This window comes from Acetatifactor muris, assembly GCF_024623325.1.
Classification (GTDB): Bacteria; Bacillota; Clostridia; order Lachnospirales; family Lachnospiraceae; genus Acetatifactor; species Acetatifactor muris.
This window is the reverse complement of the sequence record NZ_JANJZD010000005.1, coordinates 19,914-41,391: the sequence shown is the minus strand read 5'-3', so window position 1 is coordinate 41,391 and position 21,478 is coordinate 19,914. Positions and strand designations below refer to the sequence as shown.

The following is a 21,478-nucleotide window of genomic DNA, read 5'->3' as shown; positions in this document are numbered from 1 at the left end:
GACTGCGGAAGAAAGGAAATAAAATGTTTTTTCGATGTAAAAATTGTGGAGGAAATGCGGTATACAGCCCGGAGAGACATGGGATGTACTGTCCTTTCTGTGAGAGTGAGGAGAGCGGAGAGCGGACGGAGGCGCAGACAGAAAGTCTGACGCTCTGTCCTAACTGCGGTGGCGAGGTGTCTGTACAGGAGCACACTTCCGCTACCCAGTGTCCCTATTGCGACAGTTATCTGATTTTCAACGAGCGGGTAGAGGGGCGGTATGAGCCGGCTATGATGATTCCCTTTCAGATGGGAAAAGAGGCCTGCAAGAATTCTGTCCGTGAAAAATTCCGGAGATGTCTTTTTGCGCCCACTGATTTTCTTTCAGAGGTGCGTTTAAACAGCATACAGGGAATTTATGTGCCATATTGGTTTTATGATTACGATACGGACTGTCAGTTTCAGGGGGAGGGGACTCGAATCAGATCATGGCGCAGCGGAGATATCGAATACACGGAGACCAGCTTTTATGCCGTTAACCGCAGGATGGATATTCATTTTGAGAGAATTCCCGTGGATGCCTCCGAGCAGATGCCGGATGATGTGATGGATTTGATTGCGCCCTTTCAATATAATCAGATGACTGGTTTCCAGCCGAAGTTCATGTCGGGCTTTTACGGAGAAAAATATAATGTGACCTCTGATGTGGTGGAAGACCGCGCAAGGACACTGATGAAGGAAGATGCCGGAAAGCTTCTGCGGGAAAGTTACGCGGGATACAATACTGTGAAAACAATCCGGCAGGATATCTCAGTGCGGGATTCCAGGGCCGTTTATGGTCTTCTTCCTGTGTGGAAGTATGTTTATCATTATAAGGGACAGGAGTATCCTTTTTATGTAAACGGACAGACCGGGAAGATTGTGGGAACGGCACCTTTTTCGAAGACGAAGTTTATGGTGTATGTAGGTACCATGTGGGGATGCCTTACCGCAGTGCTGGCGCTGCTGCAGATACTGCTGGGGCTGCTGTAAAAATTCTCAGACACAATTCGACTCCTTTCCATGTAAGGCAGAGCAGCCTGAAGCATGAAAAGTTGCTTTGAAAAGTACAGCCTTCAAATAAGCTGAGTGATTTGCTGCGGGAAGAGAAATTCCGGATGACAGAAAGAAATGGTTATGAATATGGAAAATGATTTCAGAAAAGAAGCAAGAAAACAGTATCTGCGCTATTTTCGTTTTTGGTTTGCGGGAATTGGCATACTGATTATATTTTGTATTGTGATGGCATTGATAAAACGGTCGGGGAACGAGGTTCCCAGGACCAATGCAGATGCGCCTGCGGAAAGAGTCTACGATTATGCGGATGTACTGACCGATGGAGAAGAGGAAGAACTGCGCAGCTACATAGCAAAGATGGAGAAGGAATATCAGATTGATATCGTGCTTGTGACGATTGATCAGTCCGTGGAAGGCGCCGAGGCTATGGAACAGTATGGCCTGCGCTCGAAGAACTGGGAGCAGAATATGCAGGACCTGGCGGATGATTTCTGGGATGAGAATCGATTTGGCTATAACAGGGGATTTGAGGGAGATGGCGTCCTGCTGCTGCATAACTGGTACCCGGGGCAGAACGGAGAGCATCTGTCCACCAGCGGCAGTGTGGAGAAAGCGTTCAGCAATCGGGATATCAACCAGGTGCTGGATGCGGTGGATGCCTATTATGACACAAATCCATGTAAAGCATATCGCGCCTATGTGAAAGAAGTCTGCAATTTAATGGATACTTCTCTGAAGCTTCCTTTTTCCTGGTGGACCGTAATCATTCTGCCTGTGATCATTGCACTGATTTATGCAGTCAGCGGATCTGCACAGAAAAAAGCGGAAAACACAGTGGCGGTAAATGCCTATGTGGCAGGAGGGAAACCGGTTCTGAACGACAAAGCGGATGCATTTATCAGAAAAAGTGTCGTTACCAGGAGGATACAGAGCAGCAGCTCCGGCAGCGGAAGTTCCGGAAGCCGGGGGGGAGGCGGACATCACCGCAGCAGCAGCGGAGCCAGCCATGGAGGCGGAAGCCGCAGACATTAAGCAAAAATAAAAAAACACTCATCTGACGGTGATGAGTGTTTTTTATTTTTGATTATACTTAACTTAAGCCATTTCGTTGACAGCTTTGCTGATGCGGGAAACTTTGTGGGCTACGTTATTTTTATGATAAACGCCCTTGCTTCCGGCCATTTCGATAACCTTGGTAGCAGCAGCCAGTTCTGCCTTCGCGGCAGTCTTATCACCTGTTGCGATTGCGGCATATACTTTCTTGATAGCGGTCTTAACACCAGATCTGATCGACTTATTTCTCTCAGTCTTGGTACGGCTTACCAGGATTCTCTTTTTTGCGGATTTAATGTTAGCCAAGTCCTACACCTCCAATTGTATAAAAATATGTTGAGTATCGTTTCACTTTAGCCAGACACGGAGAGCTAATGTAAACACATAAAGACAGTTTAGTAAATAATAGAAGGTTTGTCAAGACATATTCCGAGAAAAATTGAACAAAATAGTAATAAGTTGTTGCGTAAACGCGAAGTTGGCCCCCAACAAAATGACAGAAACCTATACAGTCCCCAGAAACATAAAGGAGTATAAAGCCATGCAAAACAACGGAAGTTATCAGATGAGGACGGACCTGGCCCTGGAGGCCCGTGAGAGCATCAGTGAAGCGGACAGCGAACTGCGGGGGGTGAGAGTGGAGGAGTATTATCACGAGGAAGAGGATATCCATGTCACAAAAGTGATGATTGATACCAAAAACGCGGCCAAAGCCATGGGAAAACCCATGGGAATTTATGTGACCATGGAAGCGCCTGCCATGGTGGAACCGGACGATGGGTATCACAGAGAGATCTCGCAGCGTCTTGCGGAAGAAATCCGGCAGCTGCTGCCGGATATGGAAATAGAACAGTCCATACTGGTGGTAGGACTGGGCAACAGGGAAGTAACCGCAGATGCACTGGGCCCCCAGGTGGTGGACAATCTCTTTATCACCCGACATATTGTAAAGGAATACGGAAAAGCAGCCTATAACTGTGAAAAAATGAACCTGGTCAGTGCCCTGGAGCCTGGGGTTATGGCGAAGACCGGTATGGAGACGGCAGAAATTGTGAAAGGGGTGGTGACGGAGACCGCTCCGAATGCGTTGATTGTCATAGATGCACTGGCTGCGCGGAGTATCAGAAGACTGAACCGGACTATTCAGATTACCAATACAGGGATTCAGCCCGGTTCCGGGGTGGGCAATCACAGGAATGCGCTGACCCGGGAGAGCCTTGGTGTGCCGGTGATTGCCATTGGCATTCCTACCGTTGTGGATGCTGCCACAATAGTGGGAGATGCCCTGGAAAAGCTGCTGGAAGAAGAAAAGGATCTTGCAGGTATCAAGTGCAGAGAGAAACAAAAGCTGAATTTTGCAGAGCTGAATAACATGTATATGACAGGAAAAGACATTGACGCTGTGATTAAGAGGGTCAGCTACACGGTGTCCGAAGGAATCAACATTGCGGTAGGAGAAGCATTTCTGCCGGAATAATCATACTCCCGGCAGGAAAGGAATGCCGCCATCCATTTCATGATGGAACTTGAATCCATAGTGGAACCGGAATCATGGAACAGCTCAGACGGGCATATATTTAAAAGGGTATTCTGTGATTGGGAAGGAAGTGCATTGTTGTAAAAGAAAAAGCGTTTGCAGATAAATTTATAAAAAAGCTTTTTTTGCTGGCACTCCTGTTTCTGGGACTGCAGGCACTGACAAAAAGCTGCGGCGCAGTCAGTCCCGGAGCTGTGGAACAGCAGGGGACCTTTGGCAATACCATGCTGAAAGGGCTGGCTGACGAGGCGGAGACGCTGCTGTACAGTCAGTTTATGCCCAGTGCCGTAATGATTTCCGGAACAGGCGGAGAAACGCTGCGGTGGGTGCGGGAACAATTGGATGCACTTTTTCCCTTATATGGTTTTATGACAGGGAACATGCTGGAACAGCCGGAAAGCAGCCAGGCGGATATCCGCACAATTTTGCTGGCAGAGGCCGAGGAGGGCAGTTATCTGTGGGACGAAGAGGAAATGGCGGAGAATATCGGGACGCCGGAGCCTTCACAGGAAGAGTCATTAAATGACCTTCTGCAGGCGGAAAATGAGGCGGCAATCCAGATGAGACAACAGAATGCCTCTTCGTTTGTTCCGCACACTATTCAGAATCAGGTGGATTTGGGAACATTGAGCAATTATGAGACACTGATTCAGCAGTTTTATACGGTAGACAACAATACTACGGCAGGCAGTGACCAGCTGAATGTGGAAAAACTGACAGCGGCGGATATGCGTATATCAAAAGACAGTGACGGTCCGCAGATTTTAATTTATCACACCCATTCTCAGGAGACTTTTTCCGATTCTGTCCCCGGGGATGCCTCAACCTCCATTATGGGGGTGGGGGAGCATCTGACCGAGATCCTCACTGAGGAATACGGATATCAGGTGCTTCATCATCTGGGAAAATATGACGTGGATTCCAGAGATGATTCTTATTCGGTGGCGCTTACTGACATAGAACAGATTCTGAAGGAATATCCCTCCATTCAGGTGGTAATTGATTTACATAGAGACGAAATGCCGGAGACCACCAGGCTGGTTATGGATCTGGATGGCAGGCCTACTGCCAGATTTATGTTTTTCAATGGACTGTCTCGAACGAAGAAAACCGGAAATATAGCTTACCTGTATAATGAGAATCTGGACAGCAATCTGGCATTTTCCTTCCAGATGCAGTTGAAAGCAGTGGAGTATTATCCGGGCCTTACCCGCAAAATATACCTGAAGGGATATCGCTACAATATGCATCTGCGGCCCAGAACGCTGCTGATTGAGCTTGGCGCCCAGAACAATACGGTGGAAGAGGCAATGAATGCCTGTGAACCCCTGGCGCATATTCTGGATATGGTTCTTTCCGGGGAATAGACCGTTTGTATGCATTTTCCGGCGAAATATCCGCCTGGTATAAGAGTAACAGTTCAGTGTCTGTCTGAACTGTTACGTATAAGAGGATTTCAGATGCTCTGAGATTGAAAACGTAATTGACAGCCCAGGAGAAAACGTTTATAATAAAGAAAACTTTGAAAAAGCAGGAAAGGATGTAAGGAATGATTATTTTCGTATAATTTCTTCACTTAGCAGGAACACGTGAAAGTAGGAGGGCAGCCTCTTTCTTTTGAATGCCGGGAGTTGGGATTATCACGGATAATGATTTGCTTACAGGACAGATTGCTTTTTCAGGCGGCTTTGACGGGCGGCTTCTGTCACTATGTATGGAAATGTTTAAGGATAATCCCTCTTATAGAAAAGGAGGGATTTTTTATGCGGCAAAAATTATATCTGCAGGCGGAAAATATTGTTGTAAGTTTTGGAGAACAGAAAGTTCTGGACTTTGACAGACTTATGGTATACCAGGGGGAGCGTATTGGGCTTGTGGGAGCCAACGGTGCCGGCAAGACGACACTTTTGAGGGTGCTGTCCGGGGAATTGGAGCCGGACGCCGGAACTGTGAAATGTATGTGCGACACACATTATTTCAGACAGTTTTCCGAGGGCGTGGACCCGTTTGAGCTGAATGGGAAGGAAATGAAAACCATGCAGATTCAGGATAAGGTGTGGCAGGAGACTGTCAGCGGCGGCGAGGACACCAGGATGCGGCTGGCCTGGATGTTCAGCAGCGGGAAGATGCTGGTCTTTCTGGATGAACCCACAGCCAACCTGGATATGAAGGGAATTGCACTTTTGAAGAAGAAACTGCCAAAGCTGGATACCATGATCATTGTCAGCCATGACAGGGCGCTTCTTAATGTGCTCTGTACCAGGATTGTGGAAGTCCGGGACGGCAGGCTTACCAGCTATGACGGGAACTATGATGACTACACACAGCTGAAGGAGCAGGCCGTTTTGCGGCAGTGGACGGAATACGAGAATTACACCAGTGAGAAGAGAAGACTGGAAAAAGTGTATCAGCAGAAAAAGAAGAAGGCGGCAGCCATTGAAAAGCTGCCTAAAGGCATGTCGCCCAGGGAAGCGGGGCTTCGGAATTTCCTGTCACATCATCCAAAGGACACAAAAGCCGGTAAAATGGAGGCCTCCGCCAAAAATGTGCTGGAGAGGCTGGAACACATGGAAGTAAAGGAAAAACCACGTGAACTGCCGAAAATGCGCCCGGATTTCCGGCTGACGGACCCGCCTGAGAATGCGGTGGTAATCCGGGGAGAAGACATTTGCTTTTCTTATGAGGAAGGCAGAGAGATTTTCCGGGATGCCTCTTTTCAGATTCGGAACAGAAGCAGGGTTGCCATAGTGGGAGAAAACGGCGCGGGTAAGACGACACTTCTGAATCTGATTCGTCAGGAGTATCAGGCGGAAAAGGGTTCCATTTATGTGGTACCGAAGGCTTCCATAGGACTCCTTGACCAGAATATGGCCTCTCTTGATTATGAGAAGACTGTTCTTCAGAATGTGATGGATGTGAGCGTACAGAGGGAAGCGATTGCCAGGACGGTTCTGGCCAGACTTCTGCTGTCCGCGGAGGATACCTGCAAAAAGGCCGGTGTCCTGTCCGGTGGGGAGCGGATCAAGCTGGCATTCGCCAGGCTGTTCGTGGGCAGGGCGAATGTTCTGATTCTGGATGAGCCTACCAATTATCTGGACATCCCCTCGGTGGAGGCACTGGAGGAAATGTTTTCGGAATATGAAGGCGTGCTTGTTTTTGTATCTCACGACGAGGCGTTTATCCGGGCGTGTGCCACGGAGATTCTGGAGGTAAAGGACGGGCAGATTATAAGCTATCCCGGGACGCCGGAAGAATTTTTCGCCGGGGGGCTTTGACTGCCCAACGGATGAAACAGACTGGAGCGGGCGGAATATATCAGGAATACAGCTGCGATGCTCTGGACATTTTCGCACAATTCTGCTACAATCATACTTGTTTTACAGACAGGTTAATTTCAGAGAAGAACGAGGAATTTCTATGGAGTCGATAAAGAATACAGAACAGTCCAAAATCCGCAATTTCTGCATCGTGGCACATATAGATCACGGCAAGTCCACGCTGGCGGACCGGATTATCGAGCATACAGGACTTCTGACCAGCAGGGAAATGCAGGCTCAGGTACTGGACAATATGGACCTGGAGAGGGAGAGAGGGATTACCATCAAGGCCCAGGCCGTTCGGACCGTATATAAGGCGAAGGACGGAGAAGAATATATTCTCAACCTGATAGATACCCCGGGACATGTGGATTTCAACTATGAAGTCAGCCGTTCCCTGGCGGCCTGCGACGGGGCCATTCTGGTGGTGGACGCAGCGCAGGGCATCGAGGCCCAGACGCTTGCCAATGTCTATCTGGCGCTGGACCATGATCTGGATGTGATACCGGTGATTAATAAAATTGATCTGCCCAGCGCGGAGCCGGAGCGCGTGATAGAGGAAATCGAGGATGTAATCGGGCTGGAGGCCCGGGATGCACCGCTGATTTCCGCGAAAAACGGCGTGGGCATCGAGGATGTGCTGGAACAGATTGTGAAGAAGATTCCGGCGCCCAAAGGGGATCCGGGTGCGGCTCTGCAGGCCCTGATTTTTGATTCTCTCTATGATCCATATAAAGGCGTTATTATCTTCTGCAGAATTATGGAAGGGACTGTAAAAAGGGGAACGTTGATCCGCATGATGGCCACAGGAGCCAGAGAAGAAGTGGTGGAGGTGGGGGTATTCGGGGCCGGACAGTTTATTCCCTGCGAGGAATTGTCTGCAGGAATGGTGGGATACATTACGGCTTCCATCAAGAATGTGAAGGACACTGCCGTGGGTGATACTGTAACCGATGACAGAAGCCCCTGTGCAGAGCCTCTTCCCGGTTATAAGAAGGTACAGTCCATGGTTTACTGCGGTTTTTATCCGGCGGACGGCGCAAAATATCCCGACCTGCGGGACGCGCTGGAGAAGCTGCAGCTCAATGACGCGGCGCTGCAGTATGAACCGGAGACATCAGTGGCGCTGGGCTTTGGATTCCGCTGCGGATTCCTGGGACTGCTGCACCTGGAGGTGATTCAGGAGCGGCTGGAGCGGGAATACAACCTGGATTTGGTGGCTACCGCACCCGGCGTTGTGTACAAAGTTTTCCGGACCAACGGAGAGGTGATCGAGCTGACCAACCCTTCCAATCTGCCGGATCCTTCTGTGATTGAGCACATGGAAGAACCCATTGTCAGCGCGGAGATTATGGTGACCAGCGAGTTTATCGGCCCCATAATGGAGCTTTGTCAGGAGAGACGGGGACGATACCTGGGGATGGAATATATGGAAGCGGGCAGAGCGCTGCTTCGGTATGAGCTTCCGCTGAATGAGATTATTTATGACTTTTTTGACGCGCTGAAATCCCGCTCCCGGGGGTATGCTTCTTTTGACTATGACATGAAGGGGTATGAGGAGTCAAAGCTTGTAAAACTGGATATTCTGATTAACCGGGAGGAAGTGGACGCACTGTCGTTCATTGTGCATGCGGATTCTGCCTATGAGCGGGGGAGAAGGATGTGCGGGAAGCTGAAGGAGGAGATTCCCAGGCATCTGTTTGAGATTCCCATTCAGGCTGCGGTGGGCGGAAAAGTGATTGCCAGAGAGACGGTGAAGGCCATGCGCAAGGATGTGCTTGCAAAATGTTACGGGGGCGACATCACTCGTAAGAAGAAGCTGCTGGAGAAGCAGAAGGAAGGCAAAAAGCGTATGCGTCAGATTGGAAATGTGGAGATCCCGCAGAAGGCATTCCTGAGCGTGCTGAAGCTGGATGATGACTGATTGGCTGGAGAAATTATGTCAGAACAATATTGTGCGGAAAAAGAACTGGAATTATACTTTCATATTCCTTTTTGCGTAAAGAAATGTCTGTACTGTGATTTCCTGTCAGCTCCCGGGGATGAGCGGACCATGCGGGCATATATGAAAGCGCTTCTTGCTGAGACAGCGGGAAGCGCTTCTCGGTATGCAGAGTGTTACATTACCAGTATATTTATCGGAGGAGGTACGCCGTCTGTAGTGCCCATGGAGTGTGTGGAAGAGCTGCTGGCGGCAGTTATGAGCCATTACAATCTTGCGGAAGATGCAGAGATAACCATGGAAGTGAACCCGGGAACCATATCAGAGGAAGGACTGCTGCGTCTGCGGAAGGCGGGAGTCAACCGCCTGAGTATTGGACTGCAGTCCGCTCACAATGAGGAGCTTGCGGCCATTGGCAGAATTCATACCTGGGAAGAGTTCGAAGTAAGTTTTGCCGCCGCCAGAGCGGCGGGATTCGACAATATCAATGTGGATCTGATGAGCGCGCTGCCCGGTCAGACCATTTCCGTCTACAGGGACAGTCTGCGGAAGGTGCTTTCCCTGAACCGGCCGCCGGAGCATATATCAGCGTACAGCCTGATTGTGGAAGAGGGGACTCCTTTTTACGAAAAATGCGAAAAAGGAGAACTGGATATTCCGGACGAGGACACGGACAGGGTGATGTACCGGGAGACCAAAGCCATTCTGGCCCGGGAAGGATATCGGCGCTATGAGATTTCCAATTATGCGAAAAAGGGATATGAATGCCGTCACAACTGCGGCTACTGGCGAAGGAAAAATTATATCGGCTTCGGTATCGGGGCGGCATCTCTGCTGGAAAATGTACGATTCCGGAATGGCTCTCAGCTGAACGCCTATCTGGCAAATCCACTTGGATGCCGGGAGGAGATTCAGAAGTTGAGCATACAGGAGCAGATGGAAGAATTCTTCTTCCTGGGGCTTCGGATGACGGAGGGGACGGACTGCGGAGAATTTGAAACGCTCTTTGGCCGCAGACCGGAAGAAGTGTACGGGGCAGTTATCCGGAAAAATATCCGGGACGGGCTCCTGCGGTATCGCATGGGGACAGAGCGGACAGCGGGAAGATCCGACAGTATGCTAAGAGACAGCGGGGACAGAGCCGGGAAGGCGGACAATGCCGGAACCGGGGGCGCGGACAGTGGGAGCGGGAAGGTGTCCGGCTGTGCCGTGTGCCTGGCGCTGACAGACAGAGGAATGGATGTAAGCAATTATGTGATGGCGCAGTTTCTGCTGTAAGACATCCGGGAAGTGAAGAATACCGGGAAATGAAGAATTTTGAAAATACTTGACAAAACAGGACAGCTGTGCTAAGGTAAATTCAATAAGATGCAGAGACGATGAGACGCATCAAAACAGAAGTTTCGACTTTTGTTTTGGTGCGTCTTTTTGTTTATGACAGCAGAATCACTGTAAAAATTGAATTCTGTTGTCGGACGGGAGAGGAAAATGGTAGATGTAGTAATTATCGGAGCAGGGGTTATCGGTGCCATGACGGCCAGGGAGCTTTGTAAGAATCGTTTGTCAGTCTGTGTGGTGGAGCGCGCCAACGACGGGGCGGCCGGGGCATCCCGGGCCAACAGCGGAATTGTACATGCGGGCTTTGACGCGGAGCCGGGGACGCTGAAGGCGCGTCTCAATGTGGCGGGCTCAGAGAAGATGGAGCACATTGCTGAGGAACTGGGCGTGCCCTATAAACGGAACGGATCTCTGGTGCTGGGGTATAACGACGAAGATAAAGCAGCCCTGGAGAAATTGTACCGACAGGGACAGGAAAACGGTGTCAGAGACCTGGAACTGCTGAATCAGGAACAACTGCGGGAGGCGGAGCCCGGGGTATCCAGACAGGCGACCTGGGCGCTGCACGCGCCCACAGGGGCCATTATCTGTCCCTATGAACTCACTATAGCGGCATTGGGGAATGCCATGGATAACGGGGCGGAATTCCTGCGCAATTTCCAGGTGACTAAGATTCAGGAGACGGAGGAGGCGATGGTTCTGCATGCCGCGGACGGGAGACAGGTGGAGGCCCGGTATGTGGTGAATGCAGCCGGTACCTTTGCCGACAGAATTGCGGCTATGCTGGGTGATGACAGCTTTTCCATATGCCCCAGGCGGGGAGAATATCTGTTGCTGGACAGGGAGTGTGGCGGAATGGTTCATCATACTCTGTTCAGAACGCCTACCAAAAAGGGAAAAGGTGTTCTGGTTACACCGACTGTGGATGGAAATCTTCTCCTTGGCCCCACGGCGGAGGCGCAGGAGGACCCTGAGAGCGCCGAGACAACGGCTGCAGGTTTGGCGGAAATCATCAGTCAGACCGGCAGCGAAGCAGAGGGGATTCCTTTCAGACAGGTAATTACCTCCTTTGCAGGACTGCGCGCCACCGGAAGCACGGGAGACTTTATCATTCGTCCCTGGGGGAAACGTACGGTTCATGCGGCAGGTATGGAATCTCCGGGCTTGTCCGCGTCACCGGCAGCGGCGGAGTATGTAGTGGAACTGCTGCGCGGTCTGGGACTGAAGACAGTTCCGCGGGAGGATTTTCAGCCCAGGCGTAAAGCAGCCCACTGGTTCCGGGAGCTTTCTCTTGAGGAGAAAGACGCATATATCCGGGAGCATCCTGTGTACGGAAAGATGGTCTGCCGCTGTGAGACAGTCAGCGAAGGAGAGATTCTGGAGGCTATCCGGCGGGCGCCCCAGGCTCTGGACCTGGACAGCGTAAAGCGGCGGACACGCAGCGGAATGGGACGGTGCCAGGGGGGCTTCTGCTCACCGCGCATTGTGGAGTTGCTGGCCGAGGAACAGGGAATTGCATTTGAACAGGTGACAAAGAGCGGAAAAGGTTCTTATCTGAATATAGGCAGAACCAAAGGAGGAGAGCAGGCATGAGGCGGGAACAGGCAGATCTGGTCATTATAGGTGGCGGTCCGGCAGGACTTGCAGCGGCGGTTGCCGCGTACGACAGCGGTGTACGGGATTTACTGGTTTTAGAGCGGGACAGCCATCCGGGCGGCATTTTACAGCAGTGTATTCACAACGGCTTCGGACTGCACCGTTTTCAGAAGGAACTGACCGGTCCGGAATATGCGTGGGAATATGAGAAGATGGCCGCGGAGCGGAATATTGCGATTCGCTGCGGCAGTATGGTGTTGCATGTGTCGCCGGAGAAAGTGATTACTGTGGTGAGCCGGGAGGGCGTCACGCAGATTCAGGCGAGGGCAGTCATTCTTGCCATGGGGTGCAGAGAAAGAAGCCGCGGTGCGCTGAACATTCCCGGCACCCGTCCCGCAGGAATTTTCTCAGCGGGAACAGCACAGAAATACGTCAACTGCATGGGATATCTCCCGGGGCGGGAAGTGGTGATTCTGGGTTCCGGCGACATCGGATTGATTATGGCCCGCCGTATGACGCTGGAGGGAGCAAAAGTGAAGGCAGTATGTGAGCTGATGCCTTATTCCGGCGGTCTGGCGCGGAATATCCAGCAGTGTCTGAAGGATTTCGACATTCCGCTGAAGCTCAGTCATACAGTGACAGCCATTCATGGAAAAGAGCGCCTGACGGGAGTCACCGTGTCGCAGGTAGACGAAAAAAGGCGTCCCATTCCGGGAACGGAAGAGGAGATATCCTGTGATACGCTGCTGCTGTCTGTGGGACTGATTCCGGAAAATGAACTGTCCAAAGAGGCAGGTATCCGACTGGATCCTGTAACCGGCGGAGCGGTGGTAGATGAAAAAAGGCAGACATCCTGTCCGGGAATCTTCGCCTGCGGAAATGTGCTGCATGTACATGACCTGGTGGATTTCGTGTCGGAGGAGGCCGCGCTGGCGGGAGAAAGCGCAGCGGCATATATTGCCGGAAAAGTATCTTCGGACAATGTGCTGGAACTTGTGCCGGATGGGAAAATTCGTTATACGGTTCCCCAGCGGATTGCCCACAGACAGGGGAATGTCAGGGTCTATTTCAGAGTGGACAATGTCTATCGGAAGGCTGAAGTCCGGGTTACCTGTGACGGGGAGACGATTCTTGCGATAAAAAGGCCTGTTGTCAAGCCGGGTGAGATGGAATCGCTTACATTGACAAAAGAACAGCTGGAGAAATGTCGTGGATCACGGCTGGAGTTTAGTCTGGTTTAGTCTGGACAGGATGTAGCCGGATAAATATAGGGAGTTTTGTGTCTGCGAAAAGGCGGCAGGTGCAGGAAAGGTATGGTTAGAAGTATGAAACGGGAACTGACTTGTATTGTCTGCCCGATGGGATGTGACCTGACGGCGGAGATTGAGAACGGCCAGGTGGTAAGTGTTACGGGAAACACCTGCCCACGGGGAGCGAAATATGCGGAGCAGGAGTGCGTTCACCCGGAACGGGTGCTTACCACCACGGCAGTCACGGAGGACGGCGGAGTGCTGCCGGTGAGGACGGACAGTACTGTGCCCAGGGAGAAGCTTTTTGACTGTATGGCAGAAGTCAACCGACAGAAGGTGCGGTTGCCAATTACAGTGGGAACTGTTATAATAGAGCATATTGCCGGGACGGAAGCGAATCTGATCGCGGCGAAAAATATGGAAAGAGGAAAATGACATGATACGCTTTAAGCATCCGACGGTGATTGCGGCAGTGCGGACAGATGCCGATTTTGCATCTGCACTGACAAGCGAATCCCGGCTGATTTTCGACCTGATGCCCAGTATTCGAAAAGTAAAGGAGCGGACGGACCGTGCGCATCAGGCCGGAAAGCGCCTGTTTCTGCACATGGATCTTGTGGAGGGAATCGGTAAGGATGCGGCGGGACTGGAGTATGTGCGGGAGCAGGGGGCAGACGGGATTATCAGTACCCGGGCCGGAATGATTCGCCCGGCGAAGGAGACAGGGCTTCTGACGGTACAACGCTTTTTTATGGTCGATTCACAGTCCGTTCGCACTGCGGAGGAAACGTTGAAAACCACCAGGGCCGATATGATTGAAGTGATGCCGGGATTACTGCCGAAAGTCATCGAAAAACTGGCTGTCTCCGGCAGGACACCGGTGATTGCGGGAGGGCTGATTGAGACTGTGGAGGAAATCCGGGCAGCGTTTGCCGCCGGCGCATCTGCTGTATCCACAGCGAAGGTGGAACTGTGGAAGAATTTTGCGCGGCTTACAGAGAATGTCACAGCGGATGACTGATAATATTCCGAAATTTCGTTTTCCTTTGACAGGCACCATGGATAAGTCTGACACATAAAATGATGTTAAGAGTAATCCGTGGGGGTAGGATTTGGAGACGTTTCAAAAGCCGTTGACTCAGGAGGAGGAAGCGGAATACATCCGTTTACTGCGCGATGGCTCCCCTGAGGAGGCCGAACAGGCACAGAAGACACTGGTGGAACGGAATCTGCGCCTGGTGGTTCACATTGTCAAAAAATATCAGAGTGCGGACGAGGATATAGAGGATTTCATTTCCATAGGCTGTATCGGCCTGATCAAGGCCATCAGGACCTTTGATGAAAAAAAGGGACGGCTGGCCACTTATGCGTGCAGGTGTATTGAAAATGAACTGTTGATGTTCCTGCGGGGCAAGAAGAAATCTTCCCGGGAAGTATCGCTGTTCGAACCAATCGGTCAGGACAAGGAAGGAAATGAGATTCATCTGGTGGACGTGATTGAGCAGAATCAGCCGGACATTGTCGAAAATATGGAACTGACCGGAAATATAAAAAGGCTTTTTACACTGATAGATGCCAATCTGACGGAACGGGAGAGACAGATTATTATCATGCGCTATGGTCTGTACGGAAACCGGGAGGTAACACAGAACGAAATCGGAGAGAAGCTGGGGATATCCAGAAGCTATGTGAGCCGGATTGAGAAGAAGGCTCTTTCGAAGCTGCGGGAGAAGTTTGAGCAGGGATAGGCGGCGAAAGAGGACAGATGCGCAGGCGTGATTCCAGGGACCGGAAAACGGTTTCTGTAATATCAGAAAAAGAGACGGAAACAGTATCTGTCTCTTTTTTAATGCACTCTAATGTTAACCATCAGGACAAATCGGTTGACAACCTGTTTTTTCCCGGTTATAATCAAAAGCATGTTCCGGAATCTTTCCGATGGTCTTTACCTTTCAGAGTAACGGGAGCCGGAAATTGTTCCATCATATGAGGTGTCTATGAAAAACAGAGAAAAAATCAGAGAAATGACCACGACTGCTTTGCTGGCAGCTTTGTTGGCAGTCATGGGTATGTTCAGACTTCCCAGCATTCTTCCAGGCTGCGAATTTCAGCTTTCAGCCCCTTTTGCCGTGTGTCTGGCCGCCTGTTTCGGCTTCAGGAGATATTTTAAAATCGGCGTTCTTGCCAGTATGATGAATCTGATTTTGGGGACTCATACTATAGTGAATGTTACAATCGCAATGATTTTTCGCCTTGTGGCAGGCGGCATCCTCTCTCTCTTCGGCGTCAATCCTGTGACGATTGCAGTCAGCGGTCCATTGGGGACAGTGGCCGGCAGAGTGGTATTGGGCGCCATTTCCGACACAAATCCGCTGGCGCTGACAGCGGCTGCTGCACCGGGAATGGTGTTTACTGCAGTGGGAGCGTCAGTGATGTATCCGGTGATGAGGCACCTGGTGCGTAGAGAGAAAAATGCATAAGTAAAGGAAGAAGGGCATTGTCCAATTACCGGGAGCGGGGATGGGGACAGAAAATGCCATGGAAGAGATCCGGAGGAAGAAAAATGAATCGATACAGCATCAAAATGAGAGCCTCAAACAAAGAGGAGGGGCATATATCCGGAGCGGAAAAAATCATTCCGGAAGAAGAGCTGGAACAGTACTGCTCCCGGCTTCTTGCCCGGGCCCTGCGTCACAGTAAGGGAAAGCCGGACTTTATCAATCTGAAGATTGAAGCTGTCAGGGAAGAAGAAATTCTGCACCTTTTTGCTTTGAATGTGACCACTGTGGAGACTGCCGATGCCGGGGAAGGGATGGATGTGGTGCGCGGGTATCTGCACAGGCTGGGGCTGGAGCGGACGGAAGAGATTCTGGCTCTCTGGAAACAGACCTATGCCATGCGGGGAGCCATGCTTCTGGATGCGGATACACTGCAGCGTCTGGAGCCGGACAGGGAACGGGGAATTCGGGCGACTTATATGGACATGGAGACAGAAGACACTGAAAGGCAGTCTGCCTGCGGCGGCAAAAACCATTTCAATGAAGCTCTGGTTCTGGCCACAAAGGTAGTCAGTCATCCCAACATAGTTGCAGAGCTGTGTATTTCCGACGATCCCGATTATGTCACCGGCTACATTGCGTCCGGCACATTTGGCTATGTGCGCATTACCAGACTGAAAGAGATGGGAAGTCCCAATGGAGGACGTATTTTTTTATTTCGGGGAAATGAAAGGGAGCGGGAGGAATGTATCCGCTATCTTCAGCAGCAGAAAGTGCTGGTACATATTCCATAAGAGAGGGGAAATACACCAGTGAATAAATGGAGACGAATAGAAGAGGAGCTGCAAAGCCTTCAGGAACAGCATTTGTACCGTGAAATCAGAGTTATCGAGAGCTCTCAGCATGCCCATGTCCGGTACCGGAACCGGGATATGCTGATGTTGGCTTCCAACTCCTATCTGGATTTCTGTGATGAAGAGCGGATCAAGGCATATGCGGCACAGGTGCTGACGGAGTACGGCACAGGCTCCGGCGGTTCGAGACTTACCACCGGCACAACTGTCTGCCACATACAGCTGGAGGAGGCTCTGGCCCGTTTCAAGGGGAGAGAGTCGGCAATGGTGTTCAACACGGGCTTTGCGGCGAACGGCGGCGTTCTTCCCGCTCTGTGCCGTGGAGGGGATATTATCTACAGCGATGAGCTGAACCATGCCAGCATTATCGACGGCTGCAGGCAGTCCCGGGCGGAAACGGTGATTTACCGACACAATGATATGAGGGACCTGGAAAGGAAGATCCGGGAGCATCCGGGACAGCCGGGGCTGATTGTCAGCGACGGAGTGTTCAGCATGGACGGGGATATGGTGGATTTGCCCGGACTTGTGGAGCTGGCAGATACATACGGACTTCTGTCCATGATTGACGAAGCCCACGCCACCGGCGTGGTGGGAAATTCCGGCCGGGGCTGCGAGGAATATTTTCATATGGAAGGACGGACCGATATTCTCATGGGTACCCTGAGCAAAGCCATTGGGGCGGAAGGCGGGTATGTCTGTGGTTCCCGGACCCTGACAGAATATCTGAAGAACAGGGCAAGAAGCTATATTTTCTCCACCTCTCTTTCTCCTGTGACCGTGGCGGCGGCAAAGCGGGCCCTGGAACTGATAGAGGAGGAGCCCTGGAGGGTGCGCAGACTTCAGGAGAATATCCGGTGGTTCTGCAGAGAACTTCAGAAGAATGGAATAGATGCTCATTCGGAGACTGCCATTATACCGATTCGAATCGGAGGAGAAGAAAAGGCCGTGCAGGTGTCCGAAGCACTGCTGGAGCAGGGGTTCTTTATTCCGGCCATTCGTTATCCGACGGTGAAGAAAGGAGAGGCCATGCTGCGGGCGGCGCTGATGGCCACACACACAAAGGAAGAGCTGACGGCAGCGGCGGCAGCCATAGGGAGGGCAGTCAACTGCCTTACATGAAAAGGCAACAGAGAGATTACAGCCGGGATTTCCGGACTATGAAAGGAGCAGAGTACCATCATGGGTATTGTACAGGAACTGAAAGAAAAGGCACTGACCTTTGGGGAGATTTCCAGAGAAGAAGCACTGCTTCTGGCGCAGATGCCTCTGGAAGAACTGGCAGAAGCGGCGGAAGAGATTCGAAGAAAAAAGTGCGGACAGGGCTTTGATCTCTGTACCATTGTCAATGGCAAGTGCGGCCGCTGCTCGGAAGACTGTAAATATTGCGCCCAGAGCGCCCACTATCAGGCCAAATGTACGGAAGCCTATGGACTTCTGCCCACGGAAAAGCTTCTGGAAGGAGCCAGACACAATGAGGCGAAGGGAGTGCTTCGCTATTCTGTTGTCACATCCGGCAGAAATTTGTCAGACCGTGAAGTGGAGCAGGTCTGTGAAAGTATCCGTGTTATCAGAGAAGAAACCAATATACAGGTCTGTGTGTCCTTCGGTCTGCTGGAGGAAGTACAGTTTCGGAAAATCAGGGAAGCCGGTGCCTCAAGAGTTCACTGTAATCTGGAATCTTCCGCAGGTTTTTTCCCGAAAATCTGTACTACACACACTTACCAGGAGAAAATCAACACGCTGAAGGCGGCGAAGAGGGCAGGGCTTTCTGTGTGCTCCGGAGGGATTCTGGGGCTGGGAGAGACCATGGAGGACCGCATTGACATGATTCTTACTGCCAGGGAGCTGGGGGTGAAGTCTGTTCCTGTCAATTTTCTGAATCCCATTCCAGGGACGCCGCTGGAGAACAGAAAGCCGCTGACCAATGAAGAAGCCAGACGATGTGTGGCTTTGTTCCGTTTTCTGATACCCGAGGCTTCCATTCGACTTGCAGGAGGAAGAGGGCTTCTGGGGGACAAGGGAGAAGCCTGCTTCAGGGGCGGCGCCAATGCCGCTATTTCCGGAGATATGCTGACCACGGCGGGGATTACGGTGGAGACGGACAGGAAAATGGTGGAAAGTCTGGGATTTGAGGTGAAGCTTTGTAATGAGTAGAAAATTGTTCATTGTGGGAACAGGGACGGATGTGGGCAAGACCTATGTGACGGGCCTGATATTGAAGAAGTTGAAGGAAAGCGGCAGACGTGCCGGCTACTATAAGGCGGCCATGAGCGGCAATGAACGCCGGAGAGACGGCACACTGATTCCGGGAGACGCGCTCCATGTGAAGAACGTCTCAGGTATTGACCAGTTGCTGGAACAGATGTGCCCCTATATCTATGAGAACGCAGTATCGCCTCATCTGGCTTCGCGGCTGGAAGGAAATCCTGTGAGGATGGATGTGGTGGAGAAAGGATTCCGGGAAGTGTGTGCCGCCTGTGACTATGTGACCATGGAGGGCAGCGGCGGTATCCTCTGCCCTGTCTGTTTCGATGAAGAAGAAATCTGGCTGGAGGATGTGATTGCCAGGCTGCATCTGTCCTGTCTGCTGGTTGCCGACGCGGGGCTTGGCACCATCAACAATGTGGTGCTGACTGCGGAATACATGCGTTCCCGCGAAATTCCTCTCAAGGGTATTATCTTTAATCATTTCCATGCCGGCAATGAGATGGAAGAAGATAATGTGCGGATGTGCGAACACAGGACAGGACTGAAGGTGCTTGCCTGTGTGGAGGAGGGAGCGACGGACCTTGCCATGGATGAAGAGACGCTGGCTTCTCTGTACGAATTGTGAAGCGTGAAATCTATACGGTGTAGATCTGCGGCAGGGCAGTGAAATGAGATTGAAAAGAAGGAAGGTATCAATATGATCTGGTATCCATACCAACAGATGAAGACAATGAAAGCGCCATACGAAATCCTGGATGCGAATGGCGTATATTTATATACGAAAGATCGAAAGGTGATAGACTCCGTGTCCTCTTGGTGGAGTGTCATCCACGGTTACAAGCACCCTGTTCTGACGGAGGCCATCAAGACCCAGGCGGATCAGTTCTCCCATGTAATGCTGGGTGGACTCACTCATGAGCCGGTCAGGAAGCTGGCGGACAAACTGGCGCAGTGGCTGCCGGGAGATCTGGATTACTGCTTTTTCTCGGACTCGGGCAGCGTGGCAGTGGAAGTGGCCCTGAAGATGGCCCTGCAATATTATGTGAACAGAGGGGACTGGAAGAGGACGAAGGTCCTGTCTCTGACTCATGCCTATCACGGGGATACATTTAAGACCATGGAAGTGGGAGATGATGAAGATTACCACTTTATTCTGGAGGCATATGGGGAGAAAAAAGATGTCATTCACATTCCCACGGAAATTTCAGCTCTGGAAGAAGCATTCGAACATTACCATGAAGAATTGAACTGCTTTATCGTGGAGCCTCTGCTTCAGGGAGCAGGTGGCATGCGGATGTACGATGTGGACTTTCTGAGGAGAGCCAGAGAGCTGTGCGACAGATATGGTGTCCTGCTGGTGTTCGATGAAGTGGCCACAGGCTTTGGGCGGACGGGGAACCGATTTGTGGCAGATCTGGTGCTGCCGGATATTCTGGTGCTGGGCAAGGCGCTGACCGGAGGATATATCGGACATGCGGCCACCATCGCAAACCATAAGGTATATGATGGATTTTATGGAGATGCCCCTGAAAAAGCGCTGATGCACGGTCCTACTTTTATGGGAAATGCCCTGGCCTGCACTGTGGCACTGAAATCTATCGAGCTTTTTGAAGAGGGTGACTATCTGGCCAGGATTCATCGTATCGAGGAGATTACACGGCGGGAGATGGCGGGATTGTCTCATGAGCAGATTCGGGAAGTGCGGATTATGGGGGGATGCGTCTGCGTGGAAGTGAAGGAGGGGACGTTCCTGAACGGCTATCAGCAGTTCGCTTTTGAGCGGGGTGTATTCAGCCGGCCGTTCCTGAACTATCTGTATGCCATGGTGCCTTATGTCATAACGGAGGAAGAACTGGTACAGGTGCTTGGCGTGATGAAGGAGTGGTTTCACTCAGATTGCCGTGCGTAATCAGAAAGCCTGTTCGGGAGGTTCCCGGGTCAGGCTTTTTTCAATGGAAATATAGCTTTTTTGTCAGAAATGTATTATACTGGGAAAGGCAAATATTGACATTTTTTTTAACCAAAAAAATGACAGTGGCATATAATAAATAAGCAACTTAAATCAGGAGGAAAAGTATGGGAAGTATATACGACAGAGCGGATATTTATGATTTGCTGGAAGATGAATACAGGTATAATGTGTACAGAAGACATTGGGAAACGCTGCTGAAAAATCGACAGATAGAAACATTTCTGGATGTGAGTATCGGTTCAGGCAGTGTCACACTGCCTGTGACAGATCTGGGGGTTCGTTTATCCGGGTCAGATTTAAGCGAAGTGATGCTGTGGAAATGCCGGGAAAAAGCTGACGCGAAGAATCTCAGCTTAGAGCTTGCATGCTGTGATTTCAGAACAGTGAGTGAGCATTTCTCAGGGAAATATGACTGTGTGGCCAGCACAGGGAATTCTCTTCCCTATGTGAGCAATGAGGATGTGTGCAAAACGCTGGAGCAGATGGATTTGCTGGTCAAGCCCGGAGGATATCTGTATTTTGATGTGAGAAACTGGGATAAAATTCTGAGAGAAAGACAGAGATTTTATCTTTACAATCCGTTTTTTGACGGAGATACCAGGATTAATCTGATTCAGGTATGGGATTATAACGAAGATGAGTCCATGACTTTTCACCTTCTGTACACTTTTGAAAAGGAAAACAGAATCTTTCAGAATGAGAAGTTTGAAGAGCACTATATTCCCGTCAGAAGGAAACTGCTTCTGAGTAAGCTGCAGGAAATGGGATATGAAGAGATTGAAACCATGAATTTCCCTGTCGGTATCTCGAACATTTCTGTTGATGATACAGACTGGTATTGCGTGATGGCGAGAAAACCATAAAAAGGAGTTG

General features: G+C 50.8%; 20 protein-coding genes. 19 read left to right on the top strand and 1 reads right to left on the bottom strand.

Features of this window, described 5'->3' with window-relative positions; genetic code table 11:
• Positions 1-23 precede the first annotated feature (23 nt).
• The gene (locus NSB25_RS05975; protein ID WP_103238663.1) at positions 24-1,013 is read left to right on the top strand and encodes a TFIIB-type zinc ribbon-containing protein; all 990 of its coding nucleotides are present in this window, start codon (positions 24-26) and stop codon (positions 1,011-1,013) included.
• Between the two features lie 144 nt (positions 1,014-1,157).
• Positions 1,158-2,069, top strand: a complete 912-nt coding sequence (locus tag NSB25_RS05970) for a TPM domain-containing protein (protein ID WP_172454981.1) — start codon at positions 1,158-1,160, stop codon at positions 2,067-2,069.
• A 63-nt stretch (positions 2,070-2,132) separates the two neighbouring features.
• On the opposite strand, the gene rpsT is transcribed toward NSB25_RS05970, so the two are convergent.
• Positions 2,133-2,396 carry a 30S ribosomal protein S20 gene (gene rpsT / locus NSB25_RS05965; RefSeq protein WP_103238665.1) on the bottom strand — a complete coding sequence of 88 codons (264 nt, stop codon included), beginning with the start codon at positions 2,394-2,396 and terminating at the stop codon, positions 2,133-2,135.
• Positions 2,397-2,631: 235 nt separating this feature from the next.
• Here rpsT and gpr point away from each other — a divergent pair, with 235 nt between their 5' ends.
• From gpr to NSB25_RS05880, 17 genes are all read left to right on the top strand, one after another.
• Positions 2,632-3,567: a GPR endopeptidase gene (gpr, locus tag NSB25_RS05960; protein ID WP_103238666.1), complete on the top strand. Its 936-nt coding sequence runs from the start codon at positions 2,632-2,634 to the stop codon at positions 3,565-3,567.
• A 119-nt stretch (positions 3,568-3,686) separates the two neighbouring features.
• Positions 3,687-4,994 (top strand): stage II sporulation protein P, encoded by a 1,308-nt coding sequence (locus NSB25_RS05955; protein WP_242982330.1) that lies wholly within the window; start codon positions 3,687-3,689, stop codon positions 4,992-4,994.
• 396 nt (positions 4,995-5,390) lie between these two features.
• Positions 5,391-6,902: a ribosomal protection-like ABC-F family protein gene (gene abc-f / locus NSB25_RS05950; protein WP_172454982.1), complete on the top strand. Its 1,512-nt coding sequence runs from the start codon at positions 5,391-5,393 to the stop codon at positions 6,900-6,902.
• A 142-nt stretch (positions 6,903-7,044) separates the two neighbouring features.
• Positions 7,045-8,868, top strand: a complete 1,824-nt coding sequence (gene lepA, locus NSB25_RS05945) for a translation elongation factor 4 (protein ID WP_172454983.1) — start codon at positions 7,045-7,047, stop codon at positions 8,866-8,868.
• A 15-nt stretch (positions 8,869-8,883) separates the two neighbouring features.
• Positions 8,884-10,164, top strand: a complete 1,281-nt coding sequence (gene hemW / locus NSB25_RS05940; RefSeq protein ID WP_103238668.1) for a radical SAM family heme chaperone HemW — start codon at positions 8,884-8,886, stop codon at positions 10,162-10,164.
• Between the two features lie 210 nt (positions 10,165-10,374).
• Positions 10,375-11,817, top strand: a complete 1,443-nt coding sequence (locus tag NSB25_RS05935) for an NAD(P)/FAD-dependent oxidoreductase (RefSeq protein ID WP_103238669.1) — start codon at positions 10,375-10,377, stop codon at positions 11,815-11,817.
• The gene (locus tag NSB25_RS05930) at positions 11,814-13,061 is read left to right on the top strand and encodes an NAD(P)/FAD-dependent oxidoreductase (RefSeq protein WP_103238670.1); all 1,248 of its coding nucleotides are present in this window, start codon (positions 11,814-11,816) and stop codon (positions 13,059-13,061) included. Before NSB25_RS05935 ends, NSB25_RS05930 begins: the two co-directional genes overlap by 4 nt.
• A gap of 72 nt (positions 13,062-13,133) precedes the next feature.
• Positions 13,134-13,505, top strand: a complete 372-nt coding sequence (locus NSB25_RS05925; protein ID WP_242982331.1) for a DUF1667 domain-containing protein — start codon at positions 13,134-13,136, stop codon at positions 13,503-13,505.
• A 1-nt stretch (position 13,506) separates the two neighbouring features.
• Positions 13,507-14,091 (top strand): glycerol-3-phosphate responsive antiterminator, encoded by a 585-nt coding sequence (locus tag NSB25_RS05920; RefSeq protein WP_103238672.1) that lies wholly within the window; start codon positions 13,507-13,509, stop codon positions 14,089-14,091.
• Positions 14,092-14,182: 91 nt separating this feature from the next.
• The gene (gene sigK / locus NSB25_RS05915) at positions 14,183-14,818 is read left to right on the top strand and encodes an RNA polymerase sporulation sigma factor SigK (RefSeq protein WP_103238673.1); all 636 of its coding nucleotides are present in this window, start codon (positions 14,183-14,185) and stop codon (positions 14,816-14,818) included.
• A 249-nt stretch (positions 14,819-15,067) separates the two neighbouring features.
• Positions 15,068-15,550 (top strand): hypothetical protein, encoded by a 483-nt coding sequence (locus tag NSB25_RS05910; protein WP_103238675.1) that lies wholly within the window; start codon positions 15,068-15,070, stop codon positions 15,548-15,550.
• A gap of 83 nt (positions 15,551-15,633) precedes the next feature.
• A complete protein-coding gene (locus NSB25_RS05905; RefSeq protein ID WP_103238721.1) occupies positions 15,634-16,362 on the top strand; it encodes a 6-carboxyhexanoate--CoA ligase in 729 nt (242 codons plus the stop codon).
• Between the two features lie 18 nt (positions 16,363-16,380).
• The gene (gene bioF / locus NSB25_RS05900; RefSeq protein ID WP_103238676.1) at positions 16,381-17,544 is read left to right on the top strand and encodes an 8-amino-7-oxononanoate synthase; all 1,164 of its coding nucleotides are present in this window, start codon (positions 16,381-16,383) and stop codon (positions 17,542-17,544) included.
• A 60-nt stretch (positions 17,545-17,604) separates the two neighbouring features.
• Positions 17,605-18,579, top strand: a complete 975-nt coding sequence (gene bioB, locus NSB25_RS05895) for a biotin synthase BioB (RefSeq protein ID WP_103238677.1) — start codon at positions 17,605-17,607, stop codon at positions 18,577-18,579.
• Positions 18,572-19,258, top strand: coding sequence for a dethiobiotin synthase (gene bioD / locus NSB25_RS05890; protein ID WP_103238678.1), 687 nt, complete (start codon positions 18,572-18,574; stop codon positions 19,256-19,258). Before bioB ends, bioD begins: the two co-directional genes overlap by 8 nt.
• Positions 19,259-19,330: 72 nt before the next feature.
• Positions 19,331-20,542 carry an adenosylmethionine--8-amino-7-oxononanoate transaminase gene (bioA, locus tag NSB25_RS05885; RefSeq protein ID WP_103238679.1) on the top strand — a complete coding sequence of 404 codons (1,212 nt, stop codon included), beginning with the start codon at positions 19,331-19,333 and terminating at the stop codon, positions 20,540-20,542.
• Between the two features lie 167 nt (positions 20,543-20,709).
• Positions 20,710-21,468, top strand: coding sequence for a class I SAM-dependent DNA methyltransferase (locus tag NSB25_RS05880; protein WP_103238680.1), 759 nt, complete (start codon positions 20,710-20,712; stop codon positions 21,466-21,468).
• The last annotated feature ends 10 nt before the right edge of the window (positions 21,469-21,478 follow it).

Bases quoted from the DNA above. Each gene is read 5' to 3' on its own strand.
- NSB25_RS05975 (WP_103238663.1), top strand. From the start codon at position 24: ATGTTTTTTCGATGTAAAAATTGTGGAGGAAATGCGGTATACAGCCCG.
- NSB25_RS05970 (WP_172454981.1), top strand. From the start codon at position 1,158: ATGAATATGGAAAATGATTTCAGAAAAGAAGCAAGAAAACAGTATCTG.
- gpr (WP_103238666.1), top strand. From the start codon at position 2,632: ATGCAAAACAACGGAAGTTATCAGATGAGGACGGACCTGGCCCTGGAG.
- abc-f (WP_172454982.1), top strand. From the start codon at position 5,391: ATGCGGCAAAAATTATATCTGCAGGCGGAAAATATTGTTGTAAGTTTT.
- lepA (WP_172454983.1), top strand. From the start codon at position 7,045: ATGGAGTCGATAAAGAATACAGAACAGTCCAAAATCCGCAATTTCTGC.
- hemW (WP_103238668.1), top strand. From the start codon at position 8,884: ATGTCAGAACAATATTGTGCGGAAAAAGAACTGGAATTATACTTTCAT.
- NSB25_RS05935 (WP_103238669.1), top strand. From the start codon at position 10,375: ATGGTAGATGTAGTAATTATCGGAGCAGGGGTTATCGGTGCCATGACG.
- NSB25_RS05930 (WP_103238670.1), top strand. From the start codon at position 11,814: ATGAGGCGGGAACAGGCAGATCTGGTCATTATAGGTGGCGGTCCGGCA.
- NSB25_RS05925 (WP_242982331.1), top strand. From the start codon at position 13,134: ATGGTTAGAAGTATGAAACGGGAACTGACTTGTATTGTCTGCCCGATG.
- NSB25_RS05920 (WP_103238672.1), top strand. From the start codon at position 13,507: ATGATACGCTTTAAGCATCCGACGGTGATTGCGGCAGTGCGGACAGAT.
- NSB25_RS05910 (WP_103238675.1), top strand. From the start codon at position 15,068: ATGAAAAACAGAGAAAAAATCAGAGAAATGACCACGACTGCTTTGCTG.
- NSB25_RS05905 (WP_103238721.1), top strand. From the start codon at position 15,634: ATGAATCGATACAGCATCAAAATGAGAGCCTCAAACAAAGAGGAGGGG.
- bioB (WP_103238677.1), top strand. From the start codon at position 17,605: ATGGGTATTGTACAGGAACTGAAAGAAAAGGCACTGACCTTTGGGGAG.
- bioD (WP_103238678.1), top strand. From the start codon at position 18,572: ATGAGTAGAAAATTGTTCATTGTGGGAACAGGGACGGATGTGGGCAAG.
- bioA (WP_103238679.1), top strand. From the start codon at position 19,331: ATGATCTGGTATCCATACCAACAGATGAAGACAATGAAAGCGCCATAC.
- NSB25_RS05880 (WP_103238680.1), top strand. From the start codon at position 20,710: ATGGGAAGTATATACGACAGAGCGGATATTTATGATTTGCTGGAAGAT.